Source organism: Hymenobacter terrigena (genome assembly GCF_054776515.1).
Map to the genome: position 1 here is coordinate 916158 of NZ_BAAHBU010000002.1, position 20460 is coordinate 936617.

General features: G+C 63.6%; 14 protein-coding genes. All 14 read left to right on the forward strand.

What is annotated here, in order from left to right; translation table 11 throughout:
- The first annotated feature begins 126 nt into the window (after positions 1-126).
- The 14 genes from ACYU7Q_RS10765 to ACYU7Q_RS10830 all read left to right on the forward strand — a co-directional run bounded on the left by ACYU7Q_RS10765 (position 127) and on the right by ACYU7Q_RS10830 (position 20410).
- Positions 127-915: a polysaccharide biosynthesis/export family protein gene (locus tag ACYU7Q_RS10765; protein ID WP_460609424.1), complete on the forward strand. Its 789-nt coding sequence runs from the start codon at positions 127-129 to the stop codon at positions 913-915.
- A gap of 56 nt (positions 916-971) precedes the next feature.
- Positions 972-3356, forward strand: coding sequence for a GumC family protein (locus ACYU7Q_RS10770; protein ID WP_460609425.1), 2385 nt, complete (start codon positions 972-974; stop codon positions 3354-3356).
- Positions 3357-3529: 173 nt separating this feature from the next.
- Positions 3530-5194 (forward strand): lipopolysaccharide biosynthesis protein, encoded by a 1665-nt coding sequence (locus tag ACYU7Q_RS10775; protein ID WP_460609426.1) that lies wholly within the window; start codon positions 3530-3532, stop codon positions 5192-5194.
- 15 nt (positions 5195-5209) lie between these two features.
- Positions 5210-6322, forward strand: coding sequence for a glycosyltransferase family 4 protein (locus tag ACYU7Q_RS10780; protein ID WP_460609427.1), 1113 nt, complete (start codon positions 5210-5212; stop codon positions 6320-6322).
- A gap of 154 nt (positions 6323-6476) precedes the next feature.
- Positions 6477-7811, forward strand: a complete 1335-nt coding sequence (locus ACYU7Q_RS10785) for an O-antigen ligase family protein (protein WP_460609428.1) — start codon at positions 6477-6479, stop codon at positions 7809-7811.
- Positions 7780-8820, forward strand: coding sequence for a nucleotide-diphospho-sugar transferase (locus ACYU7Q_RS10790; protein WP_460609429.1), 1041 nt, complete (start codon positions 7780-7782; stop codon positions 8818-8820). Before ACYU7Q_RS10785 ends, ACYU7Q_RS10790 begins: the two co-directional genes overlap by 32 nt.
- Positions 8817-10154: a glycosyltransferase family 4 protein gene (locus tag ACYU7Q_RS10795; RefSeq protein WP_460609430.1), complete on the forward strand. Its 1338-nt coding sequence runs from the start codon at positions 8817-8819 to the stop codon at positions 10152-10154. Before ACYU7Q_RS10790 ends, ACYU7Q_RS10795 begins: the two co-directional genes overlap by 4 nt.
- 38 nt (positions 10155-10192) lie before the next feature.
- Entirely contained in the window at positions 10193-11032 is an 840-nt protein-coding gene (locus ACYU7Q_RS10800) for a glycosyltransferase family 2 protein (protein ID WP_460609431.1), read from the forward strand.
- 106 nt (positions 11033-11138) lie between these two features.
- The gene (locus ACYU7Q_RS10805; protein WP_460609432.1) at positions 11139-12068 is read left to right on the forward strand and encodes an O-fucosyltransferase family protein; all 930 of its coding nucleotides are present in this window, start codon (positions 11139-11141) and stop codon (positions 12066-12068) included.
- A complete protein-coding gene (locus ACYU7Q_RS10810; RefSeq protein ID WP_460609433.1) occupies positions 12065-13366 on the forward strand; it encodes a hypothetical protein in 1302 nt (433 codons plus the stop codon). The genes ACYU7Q_RS10805 and ACYU7Q_RS10810 overlap by 4 nt, the downstream gene beginning before the upstream one ends.
- Before the next feature lie 602 nt (positions 13367-13968).
- On the forward strand, positions 13969-16698 hold the full coding sequence (locus ACYU7Q_RS10815) for an Ig-like domain-containing protein (RefSeq protein WP_460609434.1): 2730 nt from the start codon (positions 13969-13971) through the stop codon (positions 16696-16698).
- A 324-nt stretch (positions 16699-17022) separates the two neighbouring features.
- On the forward strand, positions 17023-18138 hold the full coding sequence (gene gmd, locus ACYU7Q_RS10820) for a GDP-mannose 4,6-dehydratase (RefSeq protein WP_460609435.1): 1116 nt from the start codon (positions 17023-17025) through the stop codon (positions 18136-18138).
- 62 nt (positions 18139-18200) lie between these two features.
- Complete coding sequence (locus tag ACYU7Q_RS10825) at positions 18201-19151, forward strand: GDP-L-fucose synthase family protein (RefSeq protein WP_460609436.1); 951 nt, start codon at positions 18201-18203, stop codon at positions 19149-19151.
- A 50-nt stretch (positions 19152-19201) separates the two neighbouring features.
- Entirely contained in the window at positions 19202-20410 is a 1209-nt protein-coding gene (locus ACYU7Q_RS10830) for a glycosyltransferase family 61 protein (protein WP_460609437.1), read from the forward strand.
- Positions 20411-20460 lie beyond the last annotated feature (50 nt).

Genomic DNA, 20460 nt, shown 5'->3' on the forward strand with positions numbered 1-20460 from the left:
TACTATATATCGAATAATTCATTAAATTAGCCATTATTCTCCACTCTCCGAGGCTGGGAATGATGGCTGAATATGGCGCGCAAGACGCTGCTTCGGCCTGGATTATTGCCTCGCTACGGCCAGTCTATGAGCTCATTGGTTTACTTCCGCGCTTGGGTTTTGGGGTTGCTGATGGCGGGGACGTTGCTGAGCTCGTGCGTGTCGCAGCAGCAGCTGCCTTACCTGCAAGGGAAGGACTACTCGACCCGGGCAGCAGTGCAGGTAGAGAATGAGCGGCAGGTGTACCGGCTGCAGACGGGCGACGTGCTCAGCATCCGGGTGCAAAGCGTGCAGCCGGCCCTAAACGACCTGTTCAGCGTGACCAGCGGGCAGAACATTCAGAGCGGCGACCCGGGCAACATTTTCGCCTCCGGGTATTCCGTCGATGACACCGGCAGCATCAACCTGCCCACGGCAGGCCGGCTGAAAGTTGCCGGCCTCACGGTAGAAGAAACCCAACAGCTCATTCAAAAGGAAGTGGCCCGCTTCATGCGCGAGGCCAACGTGCTGGTAAAACTCACTAGCTTCAAATTGACCATCTTAGGTGAGGTGCGTGCTCCCGGGCGCTACTTCGTGTACAACTCGCAGGCCACGGTGCTGGAGGCGCTGGGCCTGGCCGGCGACGTGGGCGAATTCGGCAACCGCACCAACGTGAAACTGATTCGGCAGACGCCAAAGGGCTCGGAAGTGGTGCTCCTGGACCTGACCGACCCCAACCTGCTGCGCTCGAAATACTACTACCTGCTGCCCAACGACGCCCTGTATGTGGAGCCGCTGAAGGCCCGCACCAGCCGCGGCAACGCCAACAACCTCGGGTTGGTGTTCGCCGGCTTATCGACCATTATTCTACTACTGAGTTTTATCCGGTCACACTGATGCGCCTGGGCGGTACGCCCGCGCCAGGTCGCCCCATCCTTTTTCTGCTTCTGACTATGGAAACCCGGCCCGCTCCTGATGAGATTGATTTGCACGCGCTGTTTTTTAAGCTGCGCACCCGGTGGCCGCTGTTTGTGCTGGCGCTGGTGCTGGCGGGCAGCTGCGCCTACCTGTATTTGCAGGTGAAGGCCCCGGTATATGCCTTCCGCTCCACCATGCTGCTCGGCGACCAGGGTACCGGCTCGAAACAGGCCCAGGAGCTGCTCCAGCTGCTGCAGGTGCACGAAAAAGGCCCGAAAATGGAGGACGAAGTGGGCGTGCTCACCTCGGCCGAGTTTGTGCGACAGGCCGTGGCCCGGCTGCCCTACGCCGTGAGCTACTACGCCCAGCCCACCACCTGGCTGAACAAGGTACGGCCGCTGCAGGTGCGCGAGCGGGCCGCGGGCGCGGTGCCGTTTCGGGTGTGGGTCGATTTGCAGTCGCCGCAGCTCACGGGTGTTCCTATTTACGTGGAGCCGGCCGGGCCGGGCCGCTTCCGGCTGCGCGCCACGGCCAAAAAAGGCGCTCTGTTCAGTCTGCCGACCAGTGAGCGCATTTCCGATATATCCGATGTGAATGTGGACCAGACCGCCGCCTGGGGCGACACCGTGCGCACGCGCCTGCTCACGGCCGTTATTCAGAAGGAGCCGGGCGTGGTGTTTGGGCAGGAGCCGGCGGCCTATTATTTCGTGCTGAATGACCTGAACGGCGCGGCCGGCCAGTACCAGGGCAGTCTGGCCGTGCGGCCCATCGACCACGAGTCGCGCATCATTGAGCTGACGACCAAAAACACGGTCCCGGCCAAGGGCACGCAGTTTCTGGACACGCTGATGGCGCAATACATCGCCGAAGACCTGCGCGAAAAGGACCAGACTGGCCGCAAAACGCTGGCCTTTCTGAACCAGGAAATTGACAAGCTCTCCGGCAAGCGGCGGCAGTCGGCCGAGGCCCTGGCCACCTTCCGGTCCACGCGCGGGGTGCTGGACGTGGCCGCACAGTCGAGCACCGGCATCCAGCGGCTGAGCGGGCTCGAAACCGAACGCGCCCAGGTGGCCACCCGCCGCAAGTACTACCAGAACATGCTGGGCTACCTGCGCGCCAACCGCAACGCCAGCCAGGTGGCCTCGCCCAGCAGCGCCGGAATCGAGGACCCCGTGCTCAACAGCCTGATAATGCAGCTCAGCAATCTGAACGAGAAGCGGGCCGAGCTGAGCGCCACCGCCAGCGGCGAAAACCCGCTGCTGACGGTGCTCGACGGCCGCATCCGCAACACCAAGGAATCGTTGATTCAGACGCTGGCCAACATGAGCCGGGCCAACGACATTGCCCTGCGCGACCTCGACAGCCAGCTGGGCCAGGTGCGCGGCCAGATGAGCCAGATGCCCGAGAGCGAACGGCAGCTGACTTCGCTGAAAAGCGCCAGCGATTTCAATGAAAAGAACTACAATTTCCTGGTTGATAAGCGCAACGAGGCCGCCATTGCGCTAGCCACGAATGCAACGGACAAGAAAATCATCGACCCCGCGCAGCAAACCAGCGCCGGCCCGGAGTCGCCGAAACCGATGCTGGCCTGGCTGATGGCCGCGCTGGCGGGCGTGCTGCTGCCTACTGGCCTGGTGCTGCTGCTGGATAAGGCCAACCGCCGCATTCAGGGCCGCGAGGACCTGGCTGAGGTCACGAGCATTCCGCTGCTGGGCGTGGTGGCGCACGGCTCAAAAACCGACAAAGCCACCATGCTGCAGGACCCCAAAGGGCCGATTGCGGAGTCGTTTCGCTCCATTCGGGTCAATTTGCAGTACTTGGCGGCGGGGCTCGATAAGAAGGTGCTGGGCGTCACGTCGTCGATTCCGGGCGAGGGCAAGACCTTCTGCGCCGTGAACATTGCCACCGAGCTGGCCATGGCCGGCCGCCGCGTGATGCTGGTGGAAACCGACCTGCGCCGCCCCACCGTGGCCGGCTACTTCGACCTCGACCCCACGCCGGCCCACGGGCTGGCCAGCTACCTGCGCGAGGAAAGCACCCTGGAAGAAGCCTGCCGCCCCAGCGGCATTGCCCACCTCGACGTGATAACCTGCGGCCAGATACCTATCAATCCCACCGAACTGCTGGAGCGCCCGCGTATGGCCGAGCTCATTACCCAGCTCCGCGCCGAGTACGACTACGTGGTGCTCGACACGCCGCCGGTGGGCTTCGTGGCCGAATACTTCGTGCTGGTGCGCTTTCTCGACGCCAACATTTACGTGGTGCGCCACAACTACACCGAGCGCACCCTGGTGAACCAGATAAACGAGTTGCATCAGTCGCAACGCATCAAGCAACTCTACATGATTATTAACGACATGCACTTCAGCCGCAACTACGAGTACCGGTATAAGCAGAAGGCTTATGCTTATGGGTATTGAGCGACTGGAAACAGGACGAAGGCGGGCCGTCATGCAGAGGGCAGCGAAGCATATTGCCCACCACCACTAATCCAATCGACAGGAATTACCACAGGGGTAAAGATGCTTCGCTGCCCTCGGCATGACGGCCTGATGATTACAGACTTATAATAGAAATACCCACCACCCCCAAAATGGCCTCCCCCAACGAACCTCAAAACCTGACCGTGGCCACCGTCAATGGTGTGAAGTGGACGATGACGGCCACCATCGTCAACTCGGTGCTGCAAGTGGGCTACACCGCCGTGATGGCGCGCCTGCTGAGCCCAGCCGCCTTCGGGCTGGTGGCGCTGGCGGGCGTAATTCTGCGCTTCGGGGTGTACTTCGCCAAGATGGGCATGGAGCGGGCCATCATTCAGAAGCCCGATTTGACGGAGCGTGATGTGCGGGCAGCCTTCACGTCGTCGGTGGTGCTGGGGGTGTTTTTTGCGGGGCTACTGATGGCAGGCGCGCCGCTGGCGGCCACCATCGTGCACCAGCCCGAAGTGGTGCCCGTGGTGCGGGCGCTGGCGCTGGGCATCCTCTTTAGCGGCCTCAACGGCACGGCCATGAGTTTGCTGCACCGCGCCATGCGCTTTCGGGCGCTGGCTATTTTCGAGATGGCTTCGTTCCTGATAAGCTACCTGGGGCTGGGCATGGTGCTGGCTTGGCAGGGCTTTGGGGTGTGGGCACTGGTGAGCGCCACGCTGGGCCAGGGACTGATAATGAGCATACTGGCCTACGGTGCGGTGCGGCACACGTTGCGGCCGCTATTTAGCTGGGAGGCCTATAAGCCGCTGCTGGCCTACGGCAGCCGGATGTCGGCCATCAGCTTCGTGGAATTTGTGACGCAGTCGCTGGATACGCTGCTGATTGGGCGGCTGCTGGGGCCGGCGGCGCTGGGCATCTATACCCGCGGCGGGCTGCTGATTGGCTTGCCGGTGTACCTGCTGTCGAGCAACGTGGCCAAGGTGGTGTTTCCGTCTTTCAGCCAGGTGCAGGCCAACCGGGCACGGCTGCGCGAGGTTTATTTGAGTAGCATCACGCTGGTGGCCATGATTATCACGCCGGTGTGCGCCGGCGCGGTAGTGGCCGCCCCGGAAATCGTGCACGTGATGCTGGGCGAGAAATGGCTGGCTGCGGTTCCCATTCTGCAAGTCATCAGCGTGACGTATGTATTGAGTGCCATCACCATGTTTGCGGGCGTGGTGTGCGATGCCACGGCCGCCCTCAGCCACAAGCTGCTGCTGACGCTGGTGTGCCTGGGGGCGCTGGCCGTGCTGCTGTTTGTGGGCAGCAAGTTTGGGCTGGTGGGAGTGGCCTGGGCCATGGTAGGCTGCGAGCTGCTGCGCACGGCACTGTATTCCAACATCATGCGGCGTGAGCTCGGCGCGGCACCCTTCGCAGTGCTGGGGGCCTACGGGCCGGGCGTGCTGGCCGGGGCCGTGGCAGCCGGGGCCATTGCGGTGGTGCGCCTGGGGCTGCTGGCCCTGCACGCGCCCGCCCTGGCTGTGCTGGTGGCCGAAGTGCTGACCGGGGCCGTGGTACTGGCCGGCCTAGTGCTGGTGCGCCCACCGGTGCAGCTGCGCAACGTGATGCGCGCCCTGCTGGCCCGCCTCACGGGCACGCACGCCACGGCTACCAACCGCCTGATACCGCGCCTGCTGCACGCCATGGCCGCCCGCCTGGCCCGGCAGGCCGGCGATGCGCCGGCCACGGTGCCCGCCCCTCCTACTGCTATTGCCATCGAACTGGACGCCGACACCCCGGCCGAGACCCAACCCACCCATTTCTCCACCGCTGAAACCGAGCTTGCCTAGCTCCTTGCCCCGGCTATGAAAATCCTGTACGAACCCGAAACGTTTTCCATCCAGGATGTGGGCGGCGTTTCCCGCTATTTCTACGAGCTCATCGACCACGCCGGGCCGGAGGTGTCCTGCGAGCTGCCCGTGGTGCTCAGCAACAACATTTACCTGAAGGACCGGAAGCACACCCGCCACCTGGGCCTGCTGCCCGGCGTGCAGGTACCGGGCCTGTGGCGCATGATGCAGTACGCCAATCGCCGGGCCTCGTGCAAAGCCATTCAACGGCAGAAGTTCGACGTGTTTCACCCCACCGTGAACGACCAGACCTGGTTCCTGGATTTGCTGGGCCAGAAGCCGTTTGTCATCACCATTCACGACATGATTCCGGCCCTGTTCAGCGAATACTACCAGCGCCCGGGCACGGAGCTGAGTACGCTGGCCAGCCGCGCCACCCGCATCATCACGGTATCGGAAAACACGCGGGCCGACGTGCTGCGCCTGCTGCCCGTGCCGCCTGACCACGTGACCGTGGTGCACCACGGCCACGCCGTGCGCCACTACCCCTACGAGGATACCGTGGTGGCCCCCGACGACTACCTGCTGTTTATCGGCAGTCGCCGGGCCTACAAGAATTTCGGCTGCCTGGTGAAGGCCTTTGGGATGCTGCACACCGAATACCCGGGCCTGCACCTGATGTGCGCCGGCGGCGGCCCCTTCACCGAGGAAGAAATGACCCAGCTGCGCGAGGCCGGCGTGGCTGGGCGCGTCCACCAGCTCGGCTACCTCACCGACGGCCAGCTGCACCACCTCTACCACCGGGCGCGGGCTTTCGTGTTTCCGTCGCTGTATGAGGGGTTTGGGTTTCCTATTCTCGAAGCCTTCGGGCAGCATTGCCCGGTGGTGCTGAGCAACGCCTCGTGCTTTCCGGAAATCGCGCAGGATGCGGCCCTCTACTTCGCCCCGCACGATGCCAACGACTTGCACGAGCAGCTCGACCGCGTGCTCTACGACCGCGCTCTGCGCCAGATTCTCACCCGCCGGGGCCAAGACCGGGTGCGCGATTTTACCTGGAACCGCACCGTGGCCGAGACGCACCGCGTGTACGAAGAGGCCCGGGAAGACTCGCCGATGGTGGCTTGCTGAGGCTGTTTGAAAGAACATCAGATAGCACCCCGTCATGCAGAGCGCAGCGAAGCATCTTGCCCGCAGTCACTAATCGGACTCCTGCAACGAAGCGGTAAAGATGCTTCGCTGCGCTCTGCATGACGGGCTAAATAACCTACCAAAACTCCTTAAAATGAAGCTAAGTCTACGGTTTCTGTACGTACTGCCGGTGCTGGGGGTACTCATCACGGACCGGGCCTTCACGGAGTTTGCGCTGGCCGATGAAGGCTCGCCTGTGCTGGCCAAGTTTGGGCTGCTGCTGCTGGCTACTTCGTGCGGCTTTTCGGTGCTGTATTTCCGGTACATGCAGCCGCTGATGCGGCGCTGGTTTATGGTGGTGGTGGCCGCGCTGGGCGGGCTGGCGCTGGAATCGTATGCCGGCTGGGGCTCATGGGCGGTGTATCCGCACGTTTTTGCCAAGCTTTTGATATTGAGCCATGTATTTGGCCTGTATGCGTTTTACCGTCGGTTTGGGCCGCCGCCGTTTGGCCTGTTGATGGGCACCGTGATGCTGGGCCTGCTGGCCGACCTGGCCGTGTACCACCCCGATGCGCTGAGCCTCTCGGCCTTCTTGGACAATGAGCGTGGCTTTGCTTCCACGTCGGCCATGATGTTGCTGCTGCCCACGCTCTACTACCTCAACCAATACCTGACGCGGGGCGGCATGATGCGGCTGCTGCTCTTTTTTATGGGGGCGGCGCTGGTCATCTTTTTGCAGCACCGCTCGGTGTGGGTGGCCATGGGCGCGGCGCTGGCCCTGAACACTGTGCTGCTGCTGTTCGGCCGCGTGGAGGGTGCCCGCCTGAGCTCGGCCCGGCTGCTGCCCATGGTGCTGCTGCCGCTGTTTGTGCTGATTTCGGGCGGCCTGGTGGCCCTCAGCGACCCCAAGGTGGTGAGAAAGCTGGAAACCAGCATAGGCGACATCATGCACCCCGACAAGCAGGGCACCGGCAGCTGGCGCCTGAAGCAGTTCGAGGCTTATAAGCCTTTTCTGGAAGAATACCCCATTGCCGGCATGCGCCTGAAGGGCTTTGAGCTGCCGGTGCAGTTCTACACCCTGGCCGAGGACGGCGGCGGCCAGGTGCAGGTGTGGGCCGACGGCACGGGCCACCATTTCCACAGTTTCTACGTCGACCGGCTGTTCTATTTCGGCATTCTCGGGCTGCTGCTCACGGTGCTGGTGCCGCTGCTGCTGCTGGGCCGCCGCCTGCTGAGCCGCGCCCCGCTGCCGCCCACTTCGGCGGTGCTCATCGTGTACAGCATCAGTTCCTTGGTCTACAGCATTTCCTACGACTGGCCCCTGTACTTCTTCGGCCTGCTGGGCCTCTCGCTGGCCGCGGCGGCCGAGCCCGGCCGGGTGCCCGTGCCCGCCCCGGCCATTCCACAGCCATCCCGCCAACGTCTGCCCCAATTCGATTCATTCGCTACCGCCCGCCATGCCCACGCTCCCAACCTCGCCCGCCCCTGAGCTGGGCACGCCCGTGCTGCTCATCGTGTTCAACCGCCCGCAGGCGGCGCGGCAGGTGCTGGCCGCTCTGCGCCAGGCTCAGCCGGCCCGCCTCTACGTAGCGGCCGATGGCCCCCGCCCCGGCCGCCCCGCCGATATGGCCCTCTGCGCCGAAACCCGTGCCTTGGTAACGGCCGAAGTCGACTGGCCCTGCACCGTTCAGACGCTGTTTCGGGACGAAAACCTGGGCTGCGGCCTGGGGCCTGCCTCGGCCATCGACTGGTTTTTTCGGCAAGAGCCGGAGGGCATTATTCTGGAAGACGACTGCCTGCCCACGGCCAGCTTTTTCAGCTTTTGCGAGCAGCTGCTACGTCGCTACCGCTACGATAGCCGCGTGATGCACATCAGCGGCAACAATCTTTCCCGCGAGGCCCGGCTGCCCGCCCCGGTCGCGGCCGACTCCTACCACTTCTCGGGGCGGGTGCACAGCTGGGGCTGGGCCACCTGGCGGCGCGCCTGGCGACACTTCGACCTTCACCTCACGCTACTCACCGAGCTGCGGCGGCGCGGCGAGCTGGAGAACATCTACCCCGCCTGGCTGGAGCGGCAGTACTGGCTGCGCAAGTTTGAGGCCGTGCGCCTGGGCCCGCAGCCGCCCCACATCTGGGACTACCAGTGGCACTTCGCGGTGGCCTGCAACGGCGGTCTTACCGTCATCCCGGCCGTGAATCTGGTCACCAACATCGGCTTTGGCGACGAGGCCACCCACACCTTCGACCCGCACGACCAGGACGCCCACCCCGCCGCGCACGAGCTGGATTTCCCGCTGCGCCACCCGCCCGCCGTGCTGCGCGACGCCCGCCGCGATGCCCGCCATTTCCGCGAGCACCTGGCTGGCCGCGCCTGGGCCACGGTGCGGCGGCTGCTGGCCCGGCTGTTCCCGACGACCAACACCGTCCCTGCCCCGCCGCCCAAGCCCGTAGCGGCCCCGGTTGCTCATCCTCACCCTGTTTCTGCGTTATCGTTATGAATGTTCTCGTCTCCTCCTACGCCTGCAACCCCGCCCAGGGCGGCGAGTGCGGCAACGGCTTCCACTGGGCCTGGGGCATGGCACAGCGCGGCCACCGCGTGTGGTGCCTCACCACGCCGTATGGCCGGCTGGGCATCGCCACTTTTCTTGCTAATAATGCCCACGAGAGCGCGGCCGGCCGCATTCAGTTTCTGTATCCGAAGGTACCCGGGTGGGTGCAGTTTCTGTACCGCTGGCAGTTTGGGGTGTACCTGCACTACTTCATCTGGCAGTACACGGCCTGGCGGCTGGCGCGGCGGCTGGACGCAGAGGTCAACTTCGACCTGGTGCATCATGCCACTTATAGCAGCCTGAAAATGGGCTCCTGGCTGTGGCGGCTGGGCAAGCCGCTGGTGTACGGCCCGGTGGGCGGTGCCCAGAAAGCCCCCATCGCCTTCCGCCAGTACCTGCCCGACTGGTTCCAGACCGAAACGCTGCGCTCGGCCTTCACCTGGGTGCTCACCACCTTCGACTACAACCTGCGCCAAAACCTGCGCCACGCCGCGCTGGTGCTGGCTTCCAATGATGAATCGGCCAACCTGGCCCGGCGGCTGGGGGCCAAACGGGTAGAGCTTTTCCTCGACACCGGTCTGTCGGAAGCCTTCCGGGCGGCCGAGTTTCCGGAGCGGCCGGCGCGGCCCGAGCTACAGTTGCTGTGGGTGGGCCGGCTGTACCCTAACAAAGCCCTGCCGCTGGTGCTTGATGCGCTTTCGCAGGTCGATAAGCGGGTGCGGTTTCACCTCACCGTGCTGGGCGATGGGCCGATGCGCGACCTCGTGCCCGGCTGGATTGCCCAGTACGGCCTGGTGGGCCGCGTGACCTGGCGCGGCAGCGTGCCATGGGCCGAAGTGCACGCCGCCATGCTCAGCAGCGACGTGTTCCTGTTCGGCTCGCTGCGCGATTCGTTCGCCTCGCAGTTTATGGAAGCGCTGGCCACGGGGCTGCCCATCATCACGCTCAACCACCAGGGGGCGCGCACTTTCCTGCCCGATGCCGCCGCTATCAAAGTATCGGTGGAGTCGCCGGCCGTGGCCACTGCTGCCATGGCCCGGGCCGTGGAATACGTATATGACCACCCCGAGGCGCGCCGCGCCATGGGCCGCGCCGGCTACGAGTTTGCCCTGCGCCAAACCTGGCCCCAGCGCCTCGACCGCCTCCTGACCATGCTGCGCGACCTGAACCTGGCTCCGGCCGGCCACTCCCTCACGCTCGGCCGGCGGCGCAGGCTGCCGCTCTCGCGCCTGCGCCGCCGCAAGCGCCGCCCCGAGGCCGTGCAATCCCGCTTATCGGCCTGATTACCGCACTTTCCATCCTTTCTTCTGCAAGCCTTCTTATGCTGTACGTCGTCATTCCGGTTTTCAACCGCCTGCCCTACACCCGCGCCTGCCTGAACTCACTTCGGCAGCAAACCCGCACTGATTTCCGCATCGTGGTGGTTGATGACGGCTCGACCGACGGCACGGCGGAGGTCCTAGCCAACGAGTTTCCGGAGGTGGAAGTAGTGACCGGCGACGGTAACCTCTACTGGACGGCCGGCGTGAATGCGGGCATCCGCCGGGCCCTGGCCCTGGGCGCCACCCGCGTGCTCACGATGAACAATGACGTGCTGGCCCTGCCCGACTTCATCGAGCGAATGCTGGCCTACGCCGACCAGCACCCCACCGCCATATTGGGCGCGCTGGAGCTCGACGCCGCCACCGGCGAGCCCGTGTACGGCGGCGAGCGCCTGGACTGGAGCACCAACACCCGCCACGACCTGCTCAAGGAGCTCACGCCCGCCGAGCGCCACGGCCTGCACCCCGTTACGTACCTGCCCGGCCGGGGCCTGCTCATCCCGCTGGCCGTGATTGAAGCCATCGGCCTCTTCGATGAAAAGCGCCTGCCCCACTACCTCGCCGATTTCGACTATACCAGCGTAGCGCGCCGCCACGGCTTTCCGGTGTTCTGCAACTACGACGCCCGCCTCAGCACCTACCCCGACGAGAGCGGCCAGGAGCAAACCCGCCGTCAGCGCACACTGCGCGGGTATTTGCAGCATTTGTTTGGCATCCGGGGCGGTGGCAATCTGCGCAATTTCACGCATTTCTCCCTCAAAAATTGCCCCCGGCCTTACCTGCCCTACTTCCTGCTAAATGGCTACGCCCGCCGGCTGGCCGGGTATTTCCTGCATTAGATGTACGGTGTAGGGTGCGGGGTCGCACCCTACCTCCACCTAACAGTAGGAATGCGCTATTCCGACAAAACTCATTTCCCTTCACTCTCAATTCCTTCCTCCCGCTATGGTTATTCTGACCCAGGACCCCAACGGCTTCGGCAACTGCCTGCTGCTCACTTCGCACTTCTTGGTGAATGCCGTGGAGCACGACTACGAGCTGGCTATTCCGGTTTTTGAGAACTATGCAGCCTATTTTGAAGGCACGGTGGGCCAGCGCACCAACTTCTTCGGTCGTCTGCCGGTGCGCCTCTACCCTGGCCAGCCCGTGCCTGACCTACTACATCGCGTGCTGCAATGGCGCTTGGGCGCTCCCGTGCTCATGCGCCTGCCCTGGCTGCCTCGCCTGCTGGGCGTGCACCTCGTGGGCGACCGGCCCACCGGCGATGTCGACCTCAACAGTGCCGACTACCTGGCCCAGGCCCACGGCCCGCGCCATTTGATGGTGCACGGCTGGCAATACCGCGACAAACCCAACTTCGCCCGCCACGCCGACCTGCTGCGGCGCTTCTTCCGCCCCATCAAGCCGCACCGCGATGCCGTGGCACAAGTGCTGACCACCAACCGCGCCCACGCCGACGTGCTGGTGGGCGTGCACATCCGGCGGGGCGACTACGCCGGCTGGTACGGCGGCGCCTACCTCTATACTAATGCCACCTACGTGCGGGCCATGCGCGAAATGCGCGCCCTGTTCCCCGCCGAGGCGAGGGTACGCTTCCTACTGTTTTCCAACGAGCCCATCCCCGCCGAGGACTTTGCGGAATTTGACACCGGCCGCTCCACCGACCACCCGCTCGAAGACCTGTACGCCCTGGCCGGCTGCAACTACATCATCGGTCCGCTGAGCACATACTCGATGTGGGCGTCTTTCTACGGCCGTGTGCCGCTCTGCCACCTGCACCGGCCCGACCATCCCATCAACTCCCTTGACCAGTTCGTGGTGTTCGAAGACCAGGAAACCGTGCGCTGGGAATCGGAAAAAGTGGCCCTGGCATGAGGCCGCCCACTTCCTGGCCGCGCCCGGCGACCCGCGGCGTCCTTATGCTGGCGGCGCTGACCGGCGCGGGCCTGCCGGCGGGCTGCGGGCGGCACCCCAGCGGCCCGGCCCAACTCATCGTCCGCCACGGCGGCACCTACACGGGCACTTTCGGCAGCACCGATTCCAGCTTGCCCTGCATCAGCATTCAGACCACCGAGCCCGTCACGCTCAGCGGCTGCGTGCTGGCCGGGGCCGGCAACCTGATTGAGGCCACCCGGGGCGGGGCGCAGCTTACCGTGGTCAATTGCCAGGGCTACGGCCTGGCCCAAAGCGTGGACAACATCCGTCACGGGCATTTTCTGGAAGCGAATTCGGCCAAATCCGTGCGCGTCGAGCACAACTACTTCGAGCACACCAGCGGCATCAGCATCTATCAGTGGAGCGGCGACGGCACCCCCGCCCAAACCCTCACCGTGCGCTACAACTCGGCCCGCAACATCGACGGCCGCTACCGCAATGGCGGCAGCACTCCCGTCAATTTCTTGGGCCTGAACGGCCTGCCCAACCTGGCCAACATCGAAGTAGCCTGGAACCAGGTCATCAACGAGCCCGACCAATCATTGGTCGAGGACAACATCAACTTCTTCAACTCGGGCGGCACCCGCACCAGCCCGGCCCGCCTGCACGACAACTACATTCAGGGGGCCTACCCCTGCCCGGCCGTTGGCGCCACCTACGCCGGCTCGGGCATCACGCTGGACGGCACCGGTCGTGCGCCCATCACTACCACGGCTTGGGTGGAGGGCTACGACAACCAGCTGGTGAGTACCTGCGCGGCCCTGAACATCGCCTCGGGCCACGACAACCACTTTCACGACAACCGCATTGTGACCAGTGGCCTGCTGCCCAACGGCACCAAGCTAGTGGCCAACTACGCCGGCATTGGCGTCTGGAATGCCTATAAGCAGCCGCCCACCGTGTTTTTCCACAATCAGGTCAGCAATAATGTGGTCGGCTTCGTGCACTGGGGCGGCAGCCGCCCCCTGCCCAACCGCCAGGACCTAAGCCCCGATGCCTGCGCGCCCTGCACCGGCACCGTGCACCTACCCAACCCCATCACGCTGCAAACGGAGCAGGACGAGTGGAACCTGTGGCAGCACAAGCTGCGGCAGCAGCACCTGCACGTAGGACCCGCTTCGGCCCCGGGCCAGCCCAAAATGCGCCATCAACAGTCTCACAGTGCTGATAGTGGGTCTCCAAGGAGCATAATGACTTCATTTCGGCCAAAGTCCGTTGGAGAGGCCAACCAGAATTAATCCAACTAATATTGGGTATTGCCCATTTAAAGACCAATACTAAATATTTAATATTTTTAATATTTACCCTTCACTCATATTGCACTTTGTCAAGCTACACATATTTTATTAAGCTCAAATAATTAGTTTGACTAAGTATATATAGTGGTTATATCAACCCTGCAAAGGCGTTTTTAGGTGAATATGCCGGCCGCTGTCCCAGCGCCTCCCGGCGCCAGCCGCCGATAGGCAAAGGCCTCCAATTATGTTTAAATGCGCTTTATAGGGGCAACTTTGATGAAGTTTGCTTGCCCGGCAATGGCGTACCGAAGCACTACTCTCATTCTGGGAAACCTGTCCCACAGCGGCAATGGTGCTAACAGGCAATTTTAAATTGCATTTTATGATATATAACAAATTCCATCAGAAGGCTTGGAACAAATAGATTTTTGGCTGGGTTGAAGGGGCCATTGCCAATCATTTTTTTCGTTTCAAGTTTTTCAAGAATGCAAAAAAATCTCAAGCACACCTTCGCTCTTTCCCCTGTATCGCGTCCTCTTACCGGTATTCTTTCTGCGGCCCTCGGGTGCTTCCTTACGGTAGCACCGGGTCTGAATCCGGCTATGGCGCAAGCTCCCAACGTTACTTATTCCGGTCCGCTCACTATTACGCAGGGCGGTACCTATAGTGGCAACTACCGCAGCACCGACTCCAACGTGCCGGTTATCACGATTCAGACCACGCAGCCCGTCATCATCGAAAACTGCGTGCTGGCCGGTGCCGGCGATTTGATTGACGCCAAAAACGGTGGCGACAACCTCATCGTGCGCAACAACAAAGGCTACGGCCTGGCCCAGAGCGCCGACAACACCCGCCACGGCCGCTTCCTCGAAGCCAACTCGGCGAAGTCGATTGTCATTGAGCACAACTACTTCGAGCACACCACGGGCATCGACATTTATCAGTGGGGCGGCAATGGCACGGCCTCGCAGACGCTGACTATCCGCTACAACCAGTCGAAAAACTTGGACGGCCGCTACCGCAACGGCGGCGGCACTTATTGCAACTTCCTGGGTATGAACGGCGCGCTGGGCCTAGTGGGAGCCGAGATTGCCTGGAACGAGGTGCTGAACGAGCCCAACCAGTCGTTGGTGGAGGACAACATTAACTTCTACAACTCGTCGGGCACGGCCAGCAGCCCCCTGAAGCTGCACGACAACTACGTGCAGGGCGCCTACCCCTACCCCGCCACGGGGTCGAGCTACACGGGTTCGGGCATCACGATTGACGGCGACGCCCAGACGGCCAGCGGTGCCACAGCCTTTATTAATGGCTACAACAACCAGCTGGTGAGCACCTGCGCGGCCATGAACATTGCTTCGGGCCACGACAACCACTACTACAACAACCGCATGGTGACCTGCGGCCTGCTACCCGACGGCTCGAAGATGCCCGCCGGCTACGCCGCCGCCGGCCTCTGGAACGCCTACCAGCAGTCGGGTTCGGTGTTCTTCAACAACGACATGACCAATAACTTCATTGGTTTCTACTACCAGGGCGGCAACACGCCCTACACCAACCGCCAGGACACCAGCCCCGGTGCCTGCCCCACCTGCACGAGCATCACGCACATTGCCGACCGCCCGCTGACGCTGGCCGATGAGCAGGCCGAATGGACCTTCTGGCAGCAGAAGCTGTCGCAGAACGGCATCACGCTTGGCGTGGGCGGCACCAGCACGACTACCCCCACCACGCCCACGGCTCCTTCGGCCCCGACCGTTAGCCTGAGCGCGCCGAGCACCGGCACCGTGGGCACGGCCCTGACCCTGACGGCTTCGGCCGCCTCGACCAACGGCACCATCTCGAAAGTGGAGTTCTTTAACGGCGCCACCAAGCTCGGCGAAGACCTGGCCGCTCCTTACACCTTCAGCTACACGCCCACCGCGGCCGGCACCCTCAGCCTCACCGCCCGCGCTACTAACAACGCCGGTGTTGCTACTTCCACGGCTGTTTCTTCGGTAACCGTAACGGCTGCTACGACTACCACGCCGCCCACCACGGGCACGCCTAGCGGCACGACGCCGACTAACGCCACCTTCGTGCGGGCTATTAACGTAGGCGGCGCGGCTGCCACCGTCGACGGCCTGAACTTTGAAGACGGCACCAGCGCTGCCAACTTCCAAATCAACGGCTCGCCCTTCTCGAACCAGAGCGTGACGCTGAACCCGGCCACCGACGCGGCCCGCGCCACCATGATTCGTGACGCCGTGTACGACCCCAACATTGCGGCTTCCGTGAGCGGCGTGGCCAACGGTACCTACAGCGTATACCTCTACATGTGGGAGGATAACAACCCCGTGACCCTGAACATCAGCCTCCAGGGCCAGACCGTGCAGTCGAACTATAGCAGCGGCTCGGCCGGCCACTGGGACCGCCTCGGCCCCTTCACGGCCAACGTGACCAACGGCACCATCAACATCGGTACTTCGAGCAGCAACAACAACAACCTGTCGGGCATCGAAATCTGGAAGCAGAACGCGGGCACTACCACGCCCACGACTCCGACCACTCCTACGACTCCGACCGCTCCTTCGGCCCCGACCGTTAGCCTGAGCGCGCCGAGCACCGGCACCGTGGGCACGGCCCTGACCCTGACGGCTTCGGCCGCCGCCGCCAACGGCACCATCTCGAAAGTGGAGTTCTTCAACGGCGCCACCAAGCTCGGCGAAGACCTGGCCGCTCCTTACACCTTCAGCTACACGCCCACCGCGGCCGGCACCCTCAGCCTCACCGCCCGCGCTACTAACAACGCCGGCGCGGCCACTACTTCGACGGCTGCTAGCGTGACGGTAAGCGCTGCTACGACCACCACGCCGCCCGCCACCACCGCGCCCACTTTCGTACGGGCCGTGAACCTGGGCGGTGGCGCCATCACCCTCGATGGCAAGAGCTGGGCTGCCAGCGCCAGCGCCCCCAACTTCAAAACCACGGGCCTCAGCGCCTTTGCTAACCAGAACGTGACCCTGACGCCCGCCACCGACGCCACTCGTGCCAGCATGATTCGCGCCTCGATGTACGGCAGCAGCACCGGCATTGCCCTGAGCGGCGTGGCCAGCGGCACCTACAGCGTGTACCTCTACGTGTGGGAGGATAACAACGCCGAGACCTTCAACATCTCGCTCGAAGGCAAGACCGTGCTGAGCGGCTACAACAGCGGCTCGGCCGGCCACTGGGACCGCCTCGGCCCCTTCACGGCCAACGTGACCGATGGCACCGTGAACGTGAACACCACCGGCGGCATGGCCAACCTCTCGGGCATCGAGCTCTGGAAGCAGGCTACCCCGCTGCCCTAGTCGGTTCGCTCAATTGCGCAACGCGCACCTGCTCAAAAGCCTGGCCCCTGCGGCCAGGCTTTTTTGGTTTCGGGCCGATTCGCTGTAGCACAGCCTTTTTGGTCCGCGTCTGCGCGCCGTCAGAGCAGTTCTCATGGAGCAGAGACGCGGACCATAAAGGCCGCGCTACAATAGCTCCTCGGTAGAATAACGGGTTTTATTTGTCAAAAAAATAAATTAATCAATGAACAATATATGAATGTTGATATAAATTACTATCTTGCTATCACCTACTCTATTCGGGGTACCTGCACGTCATCTCTTACCTCATTTTAACCGCTGCTTATGAAATGCGCATTAATTACTGGAATTACGGGCCAGGACGGGGCCTATCTGGCCGAGCTGCTGCTGAGTAAAGGCTACGAAGTACACGGCATCAAGCGCCGCTCGTCGATGTTTAACACCGACCGCATTGACCACTTGTACCAGGACTTGCACGAGAAAGACGTGCGCTTCAAGCTGCACTACGGCGACTTGTCCGATGCCACCAACCTGATTAGAATCGTGCAGGAAGTGCAGCCCGATGAGATTTACAACCTCGGGGCCATGTCGCACGTCAAGGTTTCGTTCGACACGCCCGAGTACGCGGCTGATGTGGATGGTCTGGGCACCCTGCGCCTGCTGGAAGCCATCCGCATTCTGGGCCTGGGCAAGAAAACCCGGCTGTACCAGGCCAGCACCTCCGAGCTGTACGGGCTGGTGCAGGAAGTGCCGCAGCGCGAAAGCACGCCCTTTTACCCCCGCTCGCCCTACGCCGTGGCCAAGCTCTACGCCTACTGGATTACGGTCAACTACCGCGAAGCCTACGGCCTGTACGCTTGCAACGGCATCCTGTTCAACCACGAAAGCCCGCGCCGGGGCGAAACCTTCGTCACGCGCAAGATTACGCGGGCCGTGGTGCGCATCGCGCTGGGGCTGCAGGAACGCCTGTACCTGGGCAACCTGGACGCCAAGCGCGACTGGGGCCACGCCAAAGACTACGTGGAGGCCATGTGGCGCATGCTGCAACAGGACGAGCCGCGCGACTACGTCATTGCCACCGGCGTGACGACTAAGGTGCGCGAGTTTGTGCGGCTGGCCTTTGCCGAGCTCGGCATTGAAGTAGACTTTGCGGGCGAGGGCGTGGCCGAAGTGGGCTACGTGGTGGCCTGCCACAACCCCGATTTCCAGTTGCGGGCCGGCCAGCAAGTGGTGGCCGTAGACCCCACTTACTTCCGCCCCACGGAGGTGGAATTGCTCATCGGCGACCCCAGCCGGGCGCGGGCCGAGCTTGGCTGGGTGCCGAGCTACGACCTGGCCGGCCTGGTGAGCGACATGGTGCAGAGCGACCTGACGCTGTTCCGGCGCGATACCGTGCTGCTGGAAGCCGGCCATGCCGTGCTCAGCTACCACGACGAATAGCCGGCCGGCGCGGGCCTTGAGTTGCCGCGCCATTCCACCGTTCCGACTTCGCCTTTTTACTCATGGAAAAGAATTCCAGCATCTATATCGCCGGCCACCGGGGCATGGTGGGCTCGGCCCTGCTGCGCGAACTCACGCGCCGGGGCTACACCAACCTCATCACCCGCTCATCGGCCGAGCTCGACCTGACCAACCAGGTCGCCGTGGCCCGCTTTTTTGCCGAAACCCGGCCCGAATACGTGCTGCTGGCCGCCGCCAAGGTGGGCGGCATCCACGCCAACAACACCCTACGGGCCGATTTCATCTATGAAAACCTGATGATTACGGCCAACGTGCTGCACGAAAGCCACCGCTCCAGCGTGCGCAAGCTGCTGTACCTGGGCTCGTCGTGCATCTACCCCAAGCTGGCCCCGCAGCCCATTCGGGAGGAGTATATCCTCACCGGCCCACTGGAGCACACCAACGAGCCCTACGCCATTTCCAAAATAGCGGGCGTGAAGATGTGCGAGGCCTACCGCGACCAGTACGGCTGCAATTTCATCACGGTGATGCCCACCAACCTCTACGGCCCCAACGACAACTACGACCTGGAAAGCTCGCACGTGATGGCCGCCCTGCTGCGCAAGTTTGAGGAAGCCGTGCAGCACAAGCGGCCCCGCGTGGACGTGTGGGGCACCGGCACCCCGCGCCGCGAGTTCCTGCACGTGGACGACCTGGCCGAGGCCTGCCTCTACCTGATGGACCACTACAACGAGGCCAGCCCCGTGAACGTGGGCACCGGCCAGGACCTGTCCATCCGCGAGCTGGCCGAACTGATTGCCGAGCTCACCGGCTTCGCGGGCGAAATCCACTTCGACTTTTCGCGGCCCGACGGCACCATGCGCAAGGTGCTCGATGTGAGCCGAATCCACGCCTTAGGCTGGCGGCACCGCATCTCGCTGCAAGCTGGCCTGCGCCAGGTGCTGGCCTCGGCCGAGTGGCAGGCCTCAGGCCAGGGCGTGCCCGTGGAGTAGCCCCTCGCCACACCCTCATTCTTCGCTTTTAGCCTTTTTCTGCTGTGAAAATGCCTGACATTCTGAACCGGGGGCGGCAGCGGGCGGGCCGCCTGCTGCGCGAGCTATTGCCCCGCCGCCAGCACTTTCGCCCCGTGGGCGTGCACCCCAGCAGCCGCAGCTTGGCCACCCGGCCCGGCAGCGGGGCCAGCTATACCGAGGCGTACCCCGCGCAGGTCTCGTACCTGAGCGTAACCCCCGACCTCTACGCCCACACCACCGACTACGGCGGCCTGCACGCCAAGCCCAACCGCGTGGAGCAGGCCCCGGCCGCCTTCGTGCTAAGCCTGGTAGAAGGCCGCCTGCTGGCCGACAACGCCCTGAGCGTGGCCGTTATCAGCCCCGACAACCGGCTGGTGGGCGATGCCTCGTTTCAGTACGACCCGCTGCGCTCGGACCTGGCCCGGCCCGAAGAAAACAACGTGTTTGCCCAGCGCTGGTTCTCGGAGCCGCAACGGGTGCGCGGCACGGTGGCCAGCCTGCTCTCGGGCGGTGGGGCGGCCGTGGGCAACTACTACCACTGGCTGATTGACTCGTTGCCGCGCCTGCGTTTGCTCAAAAAAGCGGGTTTTTGGGATGAAATCGACTATTTTCTGGTGTACGATGGGCAGCGGCGCTTCGTGGCCGACTCGCTCCGCGCCCTGGGCATCCGGCCCGAGCAGGTGCTCGACCTGCGTACCCACCGCCACTTCGTGGCCGACCGCCTGCTGGTGACCTCGCCCGTGCGCGGCGCGGGCACCCACACGCCGCAGTGGGCTTGCTCCTTCCTGCGCAACGAGCTGCGCGCTGCCGCCGCCCCCCAAACCTTCAGCCCCTACGTGTACCTGAGCCGGCGCGACGCCCCCGCTCGCCACGTCCTCAACGAGCCTGATGTGGAAGCGCTGCTGCGCCCCTACGGCTTCGAGACGCACGTGCTGAGCGACTACAGCTTTGAGCAGCAGCTGGCGCTGTTTGCTGGGGCGCGGGCCGTGGTGGCGCCCACCGGCGCGGGCCTGGCCAATTTGGTGTTTGCCCCGGCCGGCACGCCGGTGGTCGAACTGTTCCCTAAGCACTTCACGGTGGTGGAATACCCCGAGCTGTGCTACCGCCTGGGCCTGCGCCACCGCTACCTGGTGGCCGATGCCGCCGATGGCCCCCTTACCTCGCGCCGCGACGGCTGGCGCGAAAACCTCACCGTCGACCTCCACGCCCTCAGCAGCTGCCTGCACCAGGTGCTCTGATGCCGGGCCACCCTCATTGGGGCCTTACCCCTCCCACCAACTAACCTTTC

Coding starts and splice junctions, on each gene's coding strand:
- ACYU7Q_RS10780 (WP_460609427.1), top strand. CDS start 5,210: ATGAAAATCCTGTACGAACCCGAAACGTTTTCCATCCAGGATGTGGGC.
- ACYU7Q_RS10790 (WP_460609429.1), top strand. CDS start 7,780: ATGCCCACGCTCCCAACCTCGCCCGCCCCTGAGCTGGGCACGCCCGTG.
- ACYU7Q_RS10800 (WP_460609431.1), top strand. CDS start 10,193: ATGCTGTACGTCGTCATTCCGGTTTTCAACCGCCTGCCCTACACCCGC.
- ACYU7Q_RS10775 (WP_460609426.1), top strand. CDS start 3,530: ATGGCCTCCCCCAACGAACCTCAAAACCTGACCGTGGCCACCGTCAAT.
- ACYU7Q_RS10825 (WP_460609436.1), top strand. CDS start 18,201: ATGGAAAAGAATTCCAGCATCTATATCGCCGGCCACCGGGGCATGGTG.
- ACYU7Q_RS10810 (WP_460609433.1), top strand. CDS start 12,065: ATGAGGCCGCCCACTTCCTGGCCGCGCCCGGCGACCCGCGGCGTCCTT.
- ACYU7Q_RS10795 (WP_460609430.1), top strand. CDS start 8,817: ATGAATGTTCTCGTCTCCTCCTACGCCTGCAACCCCGCCCAGGGCGGC.
- gmd (WP_460609435.1), top strand. CDS start 17,023: ATGAAATGCGCATTAATTACTGGAATTACGGGCCAGGACGGGGCCTAT.
- ACYU7Q_RS10765 (WP_460609424.1), top strand. CDS start 127: ATGAGCTCATTGGTTTACTTCCGCGCTTGGGTTTTGGGGTTGCTGATG.
- ACYU7Q_RS10785 (WP_460609428.1), top strand. CDS start 6,477: ATGAAGCTAAGTCTACGGTTTCTGTACGTACTGCCGGTGCTGGGGGTA.
- ACYU7Q_RS10770 (WP_460609425.1), top strand. CDS start 972: ATGGAAACCCGGCCCGCTCCTGATGAGATTGATTTGCACGCGCTGTTT.
- ACYU7Q_RS10815 (WP_460609434.1), top strand. CDS start 13,969: ATGGCGCAAGCTCCCAACGTTACTTATTCCGGTCCGCTCACTATTACG.
- ACYU7Q_RS10805 (WP_460609432.1), top strand. CDS start 11,139: ATGGTTATTCTGACCCAGGACCCCAACGGCTTCGGCAACTGCCTGCTG.
- ACYU7Q_RS10830 (WP_460609437.1), top strand. CDS start 19,202: ATGCCTGACATTCTGAACCGGGGGCGGCAGCGGGCGGGCCGCCTGCTG.